This is a genomic window from Exiguobacterium acetylicum DSM 20416, assembly GCF_000702605.1.
Classification (GTDB): domain Bacteria; phylum Bacillota; class Bacilli; order Exiguobacteriales; family Exiguobacteriaceae; genus Exiguobacterium_A; species Exiguobacterium_A acetylicum.
Genome location: NZ_JNIR01000001.1, coordinates 1,109,963 through 1,122,555 on the forward strand (window position 1 = coordinate 1,109,963; position 12,593 = coordinate 1,122,555).

The 12,593-nt window shown below is 50.1% G+C and carries 17 protein-coding genes; 9 read left to right on the forward strand and 8 right to left on the reverse strand.

From position 1 onward, the window contains the following. Window positions 1-24: 24 nt before the first annotated feature. Both P401_RS0105980 and P401_RS0105985 read left to right on the forward strand, forming a co-directional pair. Entirely contained in the window at window positions 25-1,317 is a 1,293-nt protein-coding gene (locus P401_RS0105980) for a globin-coupled sensor protein (protein WP_029341673.1), read from the forward strand. A gap of 136 nt (window positions 1,318-1,453) precedes the next feature. Beyond that, window positions 1,454-2,092: a hypothetical protein gene (locus P401_RS0105985; protein ID WP_160171451.1), complete on the forward strand. Its 639-nt coding sequence runs from the start codon at window positions 1,454-1,456 to the stop codon at window positions 2,090-2,092. A gap of 142 nt (window positions 2,093-2,234) precedes the next feature. On the opposite strand, the gene P401_RS0105990 is transcribed toward P401_RS0105985, so the two are convergent. Next, the gene (locus P401_RS0105990; protein ID WP_236627081.1) at window positions 2,235-2,864 is read right to left on the reverse strand and encodes a serine/threonine protein kinase; all 630 of its coding nucleotides are present in this window, start codon (window positions 2,862-2,864) and stop codon (window positions 2,235-2,237) included. A gap of 145 nt (window positions 2,865-3,009) precedes the next feature. Between P401_RS0105990 and P401_RS0105995 the strand changes: the two genes are divergently transcribed. The 5 genes from P401_RS0105995 (at window position 3,010) to P401_RS0106015 (ending at window position 7,167) form a co-directional block, all read left to right on the forward strand. Further along, window positions 3,010-4,488, forward strand: a complete 1,479-nt coding sequence (locus tag P401_RS0105995) for a carboxypeptidase M32 (RefSeq protein WP_029341676.1) — start codon at window positions 3,010-3,012, stop codon at window positions 4,486-4,488. Next, the gene (locus P401_RS0106000; RefSeq protein ID WP_029341677.1) at window positions 4,488-5,210 is read left to right on the forward strand and encodes a glycerophosphodiester phosphodiesterase; all 723 of its coding nucleotides are present in this window, start codon (window positions 4,488-4,490) and stop codon (window positions 5,208-5,210) included. Before P401_RS0105995 ends, P401_RS0106000 begins: the two co-directional genes overlap by 1 nt. 13 nt (window positions 5,211-5,223) lie before the next feature. Next, window positions 5,224-5,694: a hypothetical protein gene (locus P401_RS0106005; RefSeq protein WP_029341678.1), complete on the forward strand. Its 471-nt coding sequence runs from the start codon at window positions 5,224-5,226 to the stop codon at window positions 5,692-5,694. After that, entirely contained in the window at window positions 5,684-6,241 is a 558-nt protein-coding gene (locus P401_RS0106010) for a guanylate kinase (RefSeq protein ID WP_029341679.1), read from the forward strand. Before P401_RS0106005 ends, P401_RS0106010 begins: the two co-directional genes overlap by 11 nt. 83 nt (window positions 6,242-6,324) lie before the next feature. Continuing rightward, window positions 6,325-7,167: an aminoglycoside phosphotransferase family protein gene (locus P401_RS0106015; RefSeq protein ID WP_160171452.1), complete on the forward strand. Its 843-nt coding sequence runs from the start codon at window positions 6,325-6,327 to the stop codon at window positions 7,165-7,167. A 91-nt stretch (window positions 7,168-7,258) separates the two neighbouring features. Here the strand turns inward: P401_RS0106015 and P401_RS0106020 are convergent, their stop codons facing one another. The 5 genes from P401_RS0106020 to P401_RS17585 all read right to left on the reverse strand — a co-directional run bounded on the left by P401_RS0106020 (window position 7,259) and on the right by P401_RS17585 (window position 9,738). After that, window positions 7,259-7,504 carry a hypothetical protein gene (locus P401_RS0106020; RefSeq protein WP_029341681.1) on the reverse strand — a complete coding sequence of 82 codons (246 nt, stop codon included), beginning with the start codon at window positions 7,502-7,504 and terminating at the stop codon, window positions 7,259-7,261. Window positions 7,505-7,589: 85 nt separating this feature from the next. Further along, window positions 7,590-8,075, reverse strand: a complete 486-nt coding sequence (locus tag P401_RS0106025) for a tetratricopeptide repeat protein (RefSeq protein ID WP_029341682.1) — start codon at window positions 8,073-8,075, stop codon at window positions 7,590-7,592. Window positions 8,076-8,147: 72 nt separating this feature from the next. Then, window positions 8,148-8,591 carry a MarR family winged helix-turn-helix transcriptional regulator gene (locus P401_RS0106030; RefSeq protein ID WP_029341683.1) on the reverse strand — a complete coding sequence of 148 codons (444 nt, stop codon included), beginning with the start codon at window positions 8,589-8,591 and terminating at the stop codon, window positions 8,148-8,150. A 71-nt stretch (window positions 8,592-8,662) separates the two neighbouring features. Further along, entirely contained in the window at window positions 8,663-8,992 is a 330-nt protein-coding gene (locus tag P401_RS18830) for a hypothetical protein (RefSeq protein WP_236627082.1), read from the reverse strand. After that, complete coding sequence (locus P401_RS17585; protein ID WP_236627083.1) at window positions 8,989-9,738, reverse strand: GTP pyrophosphokinase; 750 nt, start codon at window positions 9,736-9,738, stop codon at window positions 8,989-8,991. The genes P401_RS18830 and P401_RS17585 overlap by 4 nt, the downstream gene beginning before the upstream one ends. A 140-nt stretch (window positions 9,739-9,878) precedes the next feature. On the opposite strand from P401_RS17585, the gene P401_RS0106040 reads away from it, so the two are divergent. Further along, complete coding sequence (locus P401_RS0106040; protein WP_029341684.1) at window positions 9,879-11,015, forward strand: hypothetical protein; 1,137 nt, start codon at window positions 9,879-9,881, stop codon at window positions 11,013-11,015. A gap of 131 nt (window positions 11,016-11,146) precedes the next feature. On the opposite strand, the gene P401_RS0106045 is transcribed toward P401_RS0106040, so the two are convergent. Then, window positions 11,147-11,569, reverse strand: a complete 423-nt coding sequence (locus P401_RS0106045) for an organic hydroperoxide resistance protein (RefSeq protein ID WP_029341685.1) — start codon at window positions 11,567-11,569, stop codon at window positions 11,147-11,149. A 107-nt stretch (window positions 11,570-11,676) separates the two neighbouring features. Here P401_RS0106045 and P401_RS0106050 point away from each other — a divergent pair, with 107 nt between their 5' ends. After that, entirely contained in the window at window positions 11,677-12,108 is a 432-nt protein-coding gene (locus P401_RS0106050; RefSeq protein WP_029341686.1) for a MarR family winged helix-turn-helix transcriptional regulator, read from the forward strand. A 17-nt stretch (window positions 12,109-12,125) separates the two neighbouring features. Here the strand turns inward: P401_RS0106050 and P401_RS0106055 are convergent, their stop codons facing one another. Continuing rightward, window positions 12,126-12,581, reverse strand: coding sequence for a hypothetical protein (locus tag P401_RS0106055; protein ID WP_023468294.1), 456 nt, complete (start codon window positions 12,579-12,581; stop codon window positions 12,126-12,128). Between the last annotated feature and the right edge of the window lie 12 nt (window positions 12,582-12,593).

Consider the following 12,593-nt stretch of genomic DNA (forward strand, 5'->3'; position numbering starts at 1 on the left):
CAAATTAGTGAGGGAGAGAAGCATATGAAATGGTTCGCGAAATCAGCATCACCGTCCTTCGATGCGCGCATCGAAGGCGAACGCGCTCATGTCGTGTTGAATGTTCCGACATCCTTACATGAACAATTACGTTTAATCGGTCTAGAAGCAGTCGATTTACAAATTGTCCGGGTCATCCGCGAAGATGTATCCCGTTGGATGCCGAGCATGGTCGACGCGTTCTACGAGGAGCTGGTTCGTGTTCCGTCACTCCGGCATTTGATTGAACAGCATTCGACGCTCGAACGATTGAAAGGCACTCTCGCTCGGCACATCCTACAAATGTTCGATGGTCAGGTGACGATGGACTACATCGAAGCCCGGCGCCGGATCGCTGAACGGCATGTTCAAATCGGGCTGCATAATAAATGGTATATCGCCGCCTTCCAAAAAGTCTGGAACGTCCTCAGTGAACAGATTGACGGCAGTGATTGGCCGGAAGTAGAACGTGTCCGGATCATGCGGGCAGCGGGGAAACTCTTCAACCTCGAGCAACAGATCGTCATGACGATGTATGAGGATCAAATCGATGAGGAACGCCAAGCGATCGCGACAGCCAAACGGCACGTCGGAGATGGCGTTCAAAAATCAACGGAAGAACTTGCTGCGATGAGTGAAGAGTCGTCAGCGAACTTCCAAGAGATTGAACGGCACGCCAAACACGTCTCGACGACGACAGACGCAATTTCAATCCAGTTGACGGAAGCGGTCAGTGAAGCAGAAGCAGGTGTCGTCCTCGTCGAAGAGGAGACACGTCGCTTTGAACATGTCGTTGCAGATTTATCACGGACGACCGAACAAGTCGCTGAACTGTCTCGTCTGTCGCAGGAAATCGAGCGAATCGCTGGGATGGTGACGACTATTTCTGATCAGACGAACCTTCTCAGCTTGAACGCCTCGATCGAAGCGGCGCGTGCCGGGGAGATGGGGCGCGGATTTACCGTCGTGGCGCAAGAAATTCGGAAACTCGCTGAAGAGAGTAAACAGTCGGCAGCCGAGACGTCGCGGATCGCCCAAGAAATCACGCAAAAGATGCTCGTCGTCTCAGAGCGGATGGGAACGACGGAGACGGCGGTTGTCCGAACGACGACGGAGATGCAACAAGTCGTCCGTGCCTTCTCACGGATTTCGGAACAGACGGATGCGGTCTCGCGGCAAATTCATGAACTATCGACCGATACGAAGGATGTCGCAGGAACGATCGAAGGTATGCGTAAGATTGCAGAAGCGATTGCTGAGACAGCGGATGACTTACAAGAAGTCGCAGCAACCTTATAAGTGAATCCTCCTTTCTACGGGAAAGGAGGATTTTTTTGTCGTTTTATGGAAAAATGTAAAGTGGAGGTGTGAAGAATTCATGATGAAAAGTCTTGGATTGATTTTTGTATGTATGATCGCTTTTGTAGGAAATTACGTGATAGCAGGTGACCTCGCTCCACGGGAGTTCTATGCCTTACTCGGTTTAATGGGTGTCGCTTTCTTGACCGGCGGGATTGAATGGTGGGAAATCCGGCGCGATTTACGCTATCGGGGAGTAGAAGAGGGGATATCCGTTCGCTTAGCGGACCGGGCGAGCCGAAAGATGAATACGGTCTTTCTCGCGCATGAACGATGGCTGACGTTCTCACGTCGTTACGCCACGTGGTGGCAGGCAATCCTTGCGCGCTTCGAAAAGTTCGAATCATTTTTCCTCGACGTAACATTCGAAGGAGACGGGGAAAAATTACAAATTAAAGAGACAAGGACGGAGTGGCTACGCAATACGACACATTTTGTGATTCGTAAAGACGGACGCGACGTCGGAACAATCCGCACCGATGCGGCACTGCGACAACAATTACGACTGCAAGAATTGTTACTCGTCTCGTATGCCGATCAGGCGTATCAGATTCGGTCCTCGACGCTTACGCGAAAAATCGGTGTCTATCAAAACGGGGACTGTATCGCGACGGGGTCACGACACGGAGCGCGACTCGTCTTTGACTGTGACACGAATGAACGTCTCTTAGCCGTCGCCAGTATGATCGTCTTCCGACTTGTTTATTCGAAGTGATTTTATTTCACTGACCGTATTAACGATTTAAAGATTTAAAGCGCAAAAAATACTAAGATAGGTCGTTCCCTTAATGATTATATGAATACATACAAAAAAGGCGCGCTGATTCTCTTTTGTAGAGATCCAGCGCGCCTTTTCGTTAACCGGTCTTTCGGATCGATTCGAACAACCGTCCCTTATAGACGTCGGCAATCGTATTGAGGAACGTCTCGCTCAACTTTTTCGGGAAGAACGGTTTTGCATATACATAATGATACGCCTTCTTCAAATCATCCCATTGTGTACACGGCTCCGTTTGACGGAACCGAGCGACGTCGATGATCCGTGTTCCGGTAGCGGTCAAAAAAATATTGCGTAAATGGATGTCTGATGGGTTCAAACCGACGGATCGTGCTTGTGCTAAAGCCGTATCGACTGTCGTTAAGACGGATTCCGGGATGAACGTCCCGCTGACGAGACATTCGAATAACGTTTGACCTTCAATGTATTCAAGCACGATATAATCGGCACCGTATTCGTAGACTTGCGCATACGTCGGAAAATCAGTCAGCTGTGCGTAGATGCTCCCTTCGAGATCGGCGAGCGATCGAAACGACGGGTAAAATTTCTTGATGACGCGATCCGTGCCGCGGATACGAAAGACGAACGCACTTCGTCCTGTCCCGATTAAGTCAAGTTCACTCGGAAGATGCTCGATCGTACAAACGAAGCCTGTTTCTTTCAATTGGATCAATTGCGCTAACTCAGCGTCAGTTTTCAATGGTGTCACTTCCTTTCCTCCTTCATTTCTTATACCCATTATACGCTCATCTGACAGGAAAAGTTTCAAAAATCGCTTGTGTGTGAAAGTTTTGAACATTATGTGATATGCTAAAAATGCTACACTGTTACATACTTTAAGGGGGTTTTTAATCATGTCAACGACACAACAATGGCGCGACCATTTCGATGGTCTTCGCGCATACGAAGAAGCCGTCGCATTACTTTACTGGGATATGCGGACATACATGCCGGATCAAGGCGCAGCAAACCGTTCCGCGTCGATCGGATTCCTCTCGACGGAGAGCTTCCGCCGCCGGACGGGGGAAACGTATCAACAATTACTGGCCGCGATGGAGCAAGAGACGCTGACGGGTATCGAAGCGATCTCGTTTGCGAAAGCAAAAGAAGCATTCGATCGCGACTCGAAGATTCCAGAAGCCGAGTACCAAACGTTCATCACGTTGATCTCTGAAGCAGAGAGCGTCTGGGAAAAGGCGAAGGACGCGAACGATTGGTCGATGTTCGAACCGTTCCTTGAAAAAATCGTCGCGATGGAGCGCCAGTTCGTCGAATACTGGGGCTATGATGCACATCCATATGACGCACTGCTCCATGACTATGAGCCAGGGATGACGGTCGCAACACTTGATCCATTGTTTGCAGAACTCCGCCAAGCAATCATCGGTTTGCTCGGTCAGCTCGAAGGAAAAGACTTCCCGACGCTTGATTGGTCAGCGGATCGCGAGACACAGATCGCCTTGAACCAAGAGTGGCTCCGCGATATCGGCTATGACTTCACGTCCGGTCGCTTGGATGAGACGGTCCATCCGTTCCAGACGACAATCAACCGCAAGGATGCGCGGATCACGACGAAATATGATGAGAATGACTACCGGAACTCCGTCTTCGGCACGATGCATGAAGCTGGTCACGCGACGTATGAGCAAGGAATCGAACCAGAACTCGATTCACTCGGTCTCGGTGACGGTGCTTCGATGGGGATTCACGAATCACAATCACTGTTCTTCGAAAACTTCATCGGGCGTAACCAAGGCTTCCTCGAAGCTCGTTATCATGGCTTACAACAAGCAATCCCGTCGCTGGCTGACGTTCCGTTCGAACGCTTCTATGCAGCGGTCAATGAAGTCAAGCCGTCACTGATTCGGATTGAAGCCGATGAATTAACGTATGCCCTTCATATCATCATCCGCTATGAACTGGAAAAACGCCTGATGACGAAAGAACTCGAAGTCAAGGATCTCCCGCAGGAATGGAACCGTCTCTATAAAGAGTATCTCGGTGTCGATGTGCCGAGCGACGCAAAAGGGGTCTTACAAGACGTCCATTGGTCAGGTGGCTCGTTCGGTTATTTCCCAAGTTACGCCCTCGGTCTTGTCTATGCGGCACAGCTGAACGAAGCACTTCGTCGTGACGTCGACAACGTCGATGGTCTGATCGCAGCGGGTACACTTGCCCCGATCAAAGGCTGGTTGAAAGAAAACATTCACCGTCACGGGAAATCGAAGACACCGGCTGAACTGATCGAAGCAGCAACGGGTCAATCGATCTCGGTTGCACCACTCGTCAACTACTTGACGAAGAAATACACGCGTGTCGTCGAGGCACTCTGATGTTGTGGTTCGCACACCGCGGCGTCAGTGACCGTTTTCCCGAGAACACGCTTGAAGCTATCGCTGCTGCGATCGAAGATAACGTCGATGGGGTCGAATTCGATGTCCATTTCTCAAAGGACGGTGTCGGTGTCATCATTCACGATGAGACCGTCAACCGGACGACGAACGGGAAGGGGCGCGTCATCGACATGACGGTTGCCGAACTGCAGGCGCTGGATGCTGGAGCACGATTCAAAGGGGAACCGATCAAGACGAAGATTCCGACGCTTGACGAAGTCCTCGCAATCCTTGCACCAGTGACCCTGCGGCTCAACATCGAGCTGAAGACGGATACGATCCGCTATGACGGGCTTGAAGCGTATGTCCTTGAACGCTGTGCAGCGCACGGCATCGCGACCGACCGATTGTTATTCAGTTCGTTCAACCATTATTCGGTTGCCTTGATCCGGAAGCTCGACCCAAGCGTTGAGACGGCGATTCTCTATCCGTATCCAATCTATCATCCGGAAGAACAAGCCCTCCGAATTGGTGCGACCGGTATTCATCCCGATTATCGACGGGTGACGGAAGCGGACGTCGCGTTCGCTCACGCGCAAGATGTCACGGTCCGGGTTTATACTCCGAAGACGCTCGAGGATGTCCGGCAGATGCAGCGGATCGGCGTCGACGCCGTCATCGTCAATGATCCAAAAGGGATGCGCGACACACTTGAAGGATGAGGAGGAGGAAGGGATGCGCAAGGAATACGTATTCGTCATCAGTTTGTCGCTCGTCGCTTTATTCGTCGGACTTCAGCTTGGCTTTGCCCGCTTGCCGGAACCAAAACCGAAGAAAGTGACGACGACACCGATGCGTCCTGCGGATTATCAGGCAGGACTTGCGTCAGCGAAACGGGAACTGAAGCAGATTCAGCGCTTCACCTTGAAAAGCACCCTTCCTGCGGATGGAACGACGGTGACCTGGATTTATGAGACCCCATCCGATGAACGAATTGCGGTCGATTGGTATTACGTCGAGAGTTATCCGGAAGAACAAGTCCAGATGACACGAAACGAGACATCCCGGATCATCTCGTATGAACGCTATTTAATCGTCATCCGACCGATTTACGGAACGGTCGTCGATAGTGAACTGGAACAGTTCGCTCTTCGCTTTACAGGTTACTTCACGACACAACAACAGGGGGAAAACGATGTCAGGTAAAATCATTCTCTTGATTGGTGGATCGGGCAGCGGAAAGTCCTCCCTGATCAAACGTCTGCGAACGGAATACGCGCACGTCCGGTTCATCCCGTCGGTGACGACCCGACCGAAACGACCGACGGAGATTGATGGAGCAAGCTATCATTTCGTCGACGTCAAGACGTTCCAACAATTGATCCAAGACGACGGCTTCATCGAATACGCCCACGTCCACCGGGCGTGGTACGGGACACCGCGTCAAGCGTATGTCGATGTCCTCGAACAGGATCAAATCGTCATCAAGGACATTGATCCGAAAGGGGCGGCGAACTTCAAGCGTTTGTTTGGCGATCAGGTGATCACGATTTTCGTCTCGGTCCCACCCGACTTGATGAAGGAACGACTGTTGATGCGCGGGGATACACCGGAGTTTGAAGCGCGACTCGTCGATTACGAGGAAGCGTGGAAAGACCGCGATCATTATGATTATATGATTGAAAACATCGATTTTGAGACAGCGTATGCCGATCTGCTTGAGATCATTGCTGGCTACATTCCACAGGCATGACGAAGAGGACGCAAGATGCGTCCTCTTTTTGATGTCAGAAAGGAGTCTATATGCTACCTTTGCATCCCTTACTCACGCACGTTGTGAGCGAAAGACAGTTATCTGGTCGATCGCGCCAAGCCGTCTGGTCCGTCAAGACGGCAACAGCGCACTACATCGTCAAGGTCGTGACGGATCCGTCTAGTCGTCAATTTGAACGAGAAGCCGCTTTAGCGATTCCAAAACAAGCGGGATTGTCTCATGCCTTACCGCTAGCGACCGGACGGACCGCAACGACCGCTTACGGCATCTATCCGTACCTACCCGGAAAAACCGTTCGAAGCGTGCTCGAGGAGTCACCGGAATTTGCGCCTCAGCTTGGTCAGGAGATAGGGCAAGCGTTGAGACGCATTCATGACGTCACCGCACCGAGCGAAATGATGTCTTGGAGCGAACGTTGCCAGGCGAAACATGACCGCTATCGCGCAGCGATTGACGGGTTGCTTGAGCCAACGTGGATCGAGCGTCTTGATCGATTCATTAGCGAGCGGATTCCGTTACTTCAGACACGTCCAAACCGGTTGCAACATGACGACGTTCATCTCGATAATCTACTTGTCGAGGATGGACATCTCTCCGCTTTCCTTGATTACGGGAACCATGATTACGGCGATCCGTGGCATGATTTCGTCAAATGTGGGCTGTTTCAGGTCGAGAGGAGTCCGGTGTTTGCCCGTAATATGATTGAAGGGTATTTCGAGAACGGAGTACCGTCCGACTTTTTTAGTGTCTACAGTCTCTACATGGCGATGGTCGTCTTCTCGGCTCTCGTCTGGGCAAAGCGGTTCGATTTAGACGGAATAGAAGCGATGCAACGACGTGTCCAGCGGATCATCCGAGATCACGATGGATTCCAGCGTGAGGTGCCGCTTTGGTATAAAGGGTAAAGTCATGACTAAAAAAACAACGGGTTCGTTTCTCTTCAATAAGAGACGAACCCGTTGTTTTTATAGGTGAATCTTTAAATGAAAATGGAGATTACCACTCGAAGCCTTCTTCACTATACTTGCCGTTCGAATTGAAGAATCGTTCTTCTGTTTTACCGTTTACCGTACTCGTATAAATGACGTAGACGTCGAGATGATCATTCTGATCCGCCATCTTCTTAGCGGCTTTCTTAGCATCCGCTTCAGTCGTATATGTCTCTGACTTGCTGGCTTTGCCGTGTTTTTCCTGCCCTTGTTCTTCATAACCTTCTACTGTCCATACTTTTTTTGATGACATCCTTAACTTCCTTTCCTGCCAAAAGCGAGTCCGCTTGGCTGTTACATTATGCTGTGCAAACCAATCCATCGTCAACCGTTGCTGTTCATTCTTTGACGATCTCGTCCAAATGATCGGCATAATAACGGAGTGCCCGGTCAAATGTCTGGATCGATGTGTCTGACGACGTCGTAGCAAGACTCTTCAGCAACCGACCGACCGCCTGATCGGCTTGACCCAGATTGTACTCCGTCATCGCGAGGAAGGCTTGCAGAGCATGGGCGTCCGGAAACTCACGGAGCGCACGATGAAACACGTCTGACGAAACTTCGAACTGACCGATGACACGATATGTACTGCCTAGCCCGATATATGCCTGCAAGCGGTCTTCGCCAGTAAGACCGAGCGCTAGGGCTTGTTCGTAATAGGGAACAGCAGCCTGCTCCTCACCGAGACTATCATGACACCACGCCATCTGATAGAGAACGGTCGGGTCGTTAGGTGCCGTCTCGACATACTGACGAACGACAGCCTTCGCTGCTTCATATTGCCCCGTCTGTCGTAACTGTTGCACCGATTCGAAATCAAACATCGTGTTTCCTCCTCCTGAATTTACTAAAAAACGGATCCGGTCATCCTGACCGGATCCGTTCGATTGAACAGCTTAGATTGTTTTTTCAAGCTTCGTCAAGAGCGTCCGGAACAGTTCGAGTTCCTGATCCGAGAAGTCCTCGAAGACGTCTGCGAGGTAATCCATCTTCATAGATTCGAGTTTTTCATAGAGCTCGATGCCTTTTGGAGTGGCGCGGAGTTCGACGACACGACGATCGAGTTCGCTTCGCTCGCGCGAGATCAACTCTTTTTTCGTCAATTCGTCTGCTAACGCCGTGATCATGCTCGCTGAGAATTGGAACTCTTGCGAGAGGGCAGAGGCGATTTGCGGACTGTTCGCACAAAGTGATTTTAAGATGAAAAACTCGTTACGCGTCAAGTACGTCGTGAACATGCTGCGCACGTCCTTTTTGATTGCGCGGTAGTTCATCCGTAATCCTTTTTCCGTATCAACGATCAATCGATCGCGTTGTGCTACTTCTAGTGTAGTTGCCATGTATCGTTCACTCTTTCTATACCGTAGTTTCTTTCACTCGTGATTTAGTATAGTGAAAAATTTTAGTTTAATCAATATTTTTCTCTTGAATCATCTGATTCGGCAACACGGGCGACTTGAGCGACGATCTCTTCGACGTTGCGCAGTTCTGGATAGAAGCGGCGGAAGAAGTAGTCGATCCGGTGTGTATCTTCGCCAGCGATCGTTAGCGCCATGCAGATATAGGCGATGCCGATTCCTTGACGAGGCAGGAACGGATTCGGCATGACATTCGCACAGCGTAAGGCGAGCGGACTGTGCGTCGTCACGGCTTCAATCAACTCGCCGTACGTCCGGATATCGACATAATGGAACATCCGAATCAGTTCGTTGATTAACTGTTGATCGGAATCGAGCATCATTTGCGATGTAACGAGTCGTTTATCGAGCTCGTTGATGACCGGGAGTGATCGATGAAGTAGTTCAAGTTATCTGCCGTGATCCGGACTTGATGCGGATCAGATAAGATTTGTTGGACGGTCTCGTCTTCGAATTGTTTCAACTGTTTCTTGATGTTGACGAACTCCTGATCGGCGATCTCGAGTAATCCTGCGACTCGACTGAAGCTGCGCCGGACTTCTGCTGGGACACTGTTCGGATTTTTATATCCGAGATCATGTTCGATCTCCGCCCACGCATGTTGCAGAATCGACCGAATCTGGATTTCAGCCGTGTAATCCTTGAAGCGACCATACTCGCTCAGGGCAAGCCGCTGATCGCTGAGCGATGCGACGAAGTGGACCGAAAGATAACCGAATTCCGTCGTATCGAGCAATGTCGACTTATCGACCGATTGATCGCGGTCGATCGCAAACTCATTCTCGATGATTCGTGCCGCTTCCCGGACGTCATCATGGAAATAAGTGACGATCCGGATCCCGGTCAAGTCGTGGACGTCCTTAAGTGAACGGTATTTGTTCGGCTGCCGTAAGACTTTTTGGTATAGACTCTCGGAGTCCTTCGTCCGGGCGACGATCGAGTGATATTTAATGCCTGCCGCGTCCAAGAGCTCGGACAAGAGCATCTTCAACTTGTCGGCGTAGGCATCATATTCTTCCTTATCGTTGACATATTCGAGCATCATCGTATTTAAATCTTGTGATTGCACCGTTTCGCACCTTCCTCATCCTGTAGTCATCTAGCCATATTGTAGCACTCTGCTTCGTTAAACGCACAGCAAGACCCTGTTTGAAGCAGTACGATTCGTGGGAAAAAGACAAGTAGTACGTGTCCGGGAGGAGATTAATCATGGAAATAGTGGATGCCCGTGCTTTACCCGCCGATCATATGGATGTCTTACATGTCACCCCATCGTCGATCTATTTTCGACGTCGTCTTGATGACGCCCGTTACCACATCAGCCGGTATGATCTTGAAGATCAGGAACAGGTCGATCTAACGCCAGAAGCCTTGACGGATCACGGACCAACCCGACCGTTCGTCCGGCAAGGCAAGGTCTATTGCTTAAATGAACATACGCAAGAACAGGGTGGGGAGACGGAAGTGCTCGTCATCGATCTCTTGTCCGGTAAACGGGAGCAGATTGCGTCGTTTTATGTCGAAGGGGATTTGACACTCTACTGGGTGCTCAATGAGAACTATCTCGTATTCTTGCAGACGACGGATACGACGTCCGCGTTTTTGTATGACGTTAAGGATGAATCGCGGCAGACGATTCGCGATCCACGGCTCTACGGGATGACGGAGAATTACCGGGAACTCTATTTCTTTCTCGTCACGCTCGAAGAGAAGGAGTACATCGTCTGTAACGCTCGGCTCGATGAGTTCTCGTTCTATGACGCCCTTGAAAGTAGCGTCATCTCACCAGAAGATCCGATTGACCACTCGGAAAGCCTCTTGATTGCCCCACTGCCGACCTTGATCGAGGAGATCGAACGCGGCGTTGAACATTTATCGTTCGCAACCTTGTTGAAGTTAGAAGGGGAAGGGGATACCGTCCAGTATCTCGGGGAACAAGAAGGGCATCTCATTTTCAGTGCCTATACCGATCGGTTGAACGAAGAAATCTTTTACCGGATTGATACGGAAGCGAGTGTCGAAGAGATTGCCCGGATTCAGTGGAGTGACTATGAACCGCTCGACTTCACATACGATGACGTTGAGTCGACGATCTTCATCGTCAATGACCGGTCCGAGCACCATCATGAAGTGATCAACTTACGCAACGGTGCCCGATTCCTCGATAAGGAACCGTTCGAACGTGTCTTACGTGGACGCTTCTATTTACACGAAGCGATCGGAGACGACGCGGAACCGATGGTCACGGTCTATGATGCAGAACACAATGAACGCTATCGGTTCGAGGATGCCTATTATGTCACCGTATCCGGGGAACTCGTCATCTTATCGGTCCATCAACTTTAAAAAAGGGCGGTTGTTCTTTTCATGAGAGCAACCGTTTATCATCTAAAATGAAATTATTTCAATTACCGAAATTGTAACAAAAAATAAAAACCAGCTGAGAGTAAACCTCAGACTGGCTAGAAATGCTACACTTATTCTGCGTCAGTTGTACGTGTGTAGACGTCAACTTGGATGTTTCCAGCAGTTGCACGCGAGTAAGGGCAGACCGTATGCGCGACTTTCGCAAGTTCAGCCGCAGCTTCTTCTGAGATCCCGCGGACGAGAACATCGAGTTCGACTGAAAGCATGAATCCGTCAGCTGCTTCGTTTAACGTAACGTGTGCTGTGACTTCACTGCCGTCGTGTTTGATGCCTTGTTTACGAGCAACGAGATTCAATGCAGAGTCGAAACATGCAGAGTATCCTGCAGCAAAGAGTTGCTCTGGGTTCGTTGCTTGTTTTTTCGATCCTGGTACCGGCATTGCGAGAGCGACGTCAAGAATTCCGTCCTCCGATACGACGCGTCCGTCGCGACCTCCGACAGCTGTTGCAGATGATGTGAACATTGGTTTCATGTGTGTAACTCCCTTTCGTTGTTAGATTCAAATAAGTAGCTTACAATTAGATTGTATACAATTTAAATCGAAATGCAACTCGTTTGCTCACGATTGGAGGAATTTTTATGAACCCGTTAGCGTTAGATGAACAACTTTGTTTTCCGTTTTATGCGATTTCGCGTGAAATCACGCGTCGCTATCGTCCGTTACTTGAACCACTCGGTCTGACGTATCCGCAATATCTCGTCATGCTCGTCGTCTGGGAAGAGGAGGGACAATCACTCAAAGCCATCGGTGAACGGCTCCATCTTGACTCAGGGACGTTAACGCCGTTGCTGAAGAAACTCGAAGCGGCAGATCTGTTGCGACGCGTCCGTAAGCCGGAAGACGAACGGCACATCCAAATCTTTTTGACGGATGCCGGTCGTGCGTTACGGAAACAAGCAGAGACCGTTCCGCTTGATCTCGTCCGGACACTCGACGTCGACGAAGAAGACTTACGCGTCGTTAAAGCGGCACTGAATCGTCTCGTCATGAAAATGAGCGACCCGGATTAACCGGATCGCTCATTGTCTTATTTACGGCGGAAGCCTTCTTCTTCGAGATAGTTTGCTGCTTCCTTGTACGAGTTGAACGCACCGTCGAGGAGATCGCCAGCGTAGACGAGCCACGTGTCGATATCTTCATTGAGTAACGTCAATTCGAACTGGTTATCGTTGACCCATGTTTCTTCGAGTGTTTCGACCGATTGGACCGTCGAGAGTGCTTTGATTGCATCTTCTAATAAGAGAATTAAAGCAGGCTCTGAGAATTCACGGATGTTGACGAATCCTTTTTCGTCCGTTTCATAACCTGGTAGACCAGCGGCATAGACGAAGCCGTTTCCGTTCGGATGCAAATGATAGACGAGATTCTTCTTCTCATATTGGCTATCCGGGAATTGGAAATTGACGCGCTTCAGCGAGACATCTTTTCGGACGAGCTGTGGGAAGGTCTCGATAATTCGTAGTTTTTCTTCAAAAGTTAACATGGTTCCTCCTTG

What these genes read in the sequence shown, in the direction of transcription:
- P401_RS0105980 (WP_029341673.1), top strand. Translation starts at nt 25, where the DNA reads ATGAAATGGTTCGCGAAATCAGCATCACCGTCCTTCGATGCGCGCATC.
- P401_RS0105995 (WP_029341676.1), top strand. Translation starts at nt 3,010, where the DNA reads ATGTCAACGACACAACAATGGCGCGACCATTTCGATGGTCTTCGCGCA.
- P401_RS0106000 (WP_029341677.1), top strand. Translation starts at nt 4,488, where the DNA reads ATGTTGTGGTTCGCACACCGCGGCGTCAGTGACCGTTTTCCCGAGAAC.
- P401_RS0106005 (WP_029341678.1), top strand. Translation starts at nt 5,224, where the DNA reads ATGCGCAAGGAATACGTATTCGTCATCAGTTTGTCGCTCGTCGCTTTA.
- P401_RS0106010 (WP_029341679.1), top strand. Translation starts at nt 5,684, where the DNA reads ATGTCAGGTAAAATCATTCTCTTGATTGGTGGATCGGGCAGCGGAAAG.
- P401_RS0106020 (WP_029341681.1), bottom strand. Translation starts at nt 7,504, where the DNA reads ATGTCATCAAAAAAAGTATGGACAGTAGAAGGTTATGAAGAACAAGGG.
- P401_RS0106025 (WP_029341682.1), bottom strand. Translation starts at nt 8,075, where the DNA reads ATGTTTGATTTCGAATCGGTGCAACAGTTACGACAGACGGGGCAATAT.
- P401_RS0106030 (WP_029341683.1), bottom strand. Translation starts at nt 8,591, where the DNA reads ATGGCAACTACACTAGAAGTAGCACAACGCGATCGATTGATCGTTGAT.
- P401_RS18830 (WP_236627082.1), bottom strand. Translation starts at nt 8,992, where the DNA reads ATGATGCTCGATTCCGATCAACAGTTAATCAACGAACTGATTCGGATG.
- P401_RS0106040 (WP_029341684.1), top strand. Translation starts at nt 9,879, where the DNA reads ATGGAAATAGTGGATGCCCGTGCTTTACCCGCCGATCATATGGATGTC.
- P401_RS0106045 (WP_029341685.1), bottom strand. Translation starts at nt 11,569, where the DNA reads ATGAAACCAATGTTCACATCATCTGCAACAGCTGTCGGAGGTCGCGAC.
- P401_RS0106050 (WP_029341686.1), top strand. Translation starts at nt 11,677, where the DNA reads ATGAACCCGTTAGCGTTAGATGAACAACTTTGTTTTCCGTTTTATGCG.
- P401_RS0106055 (WP_023468294.1), bottom strand. Translation starts at nt 12,581, where the DNA reads ATGTTAACTTTTGAAGAAAAACTACGAATTATCGAGACCTTCCCACAG.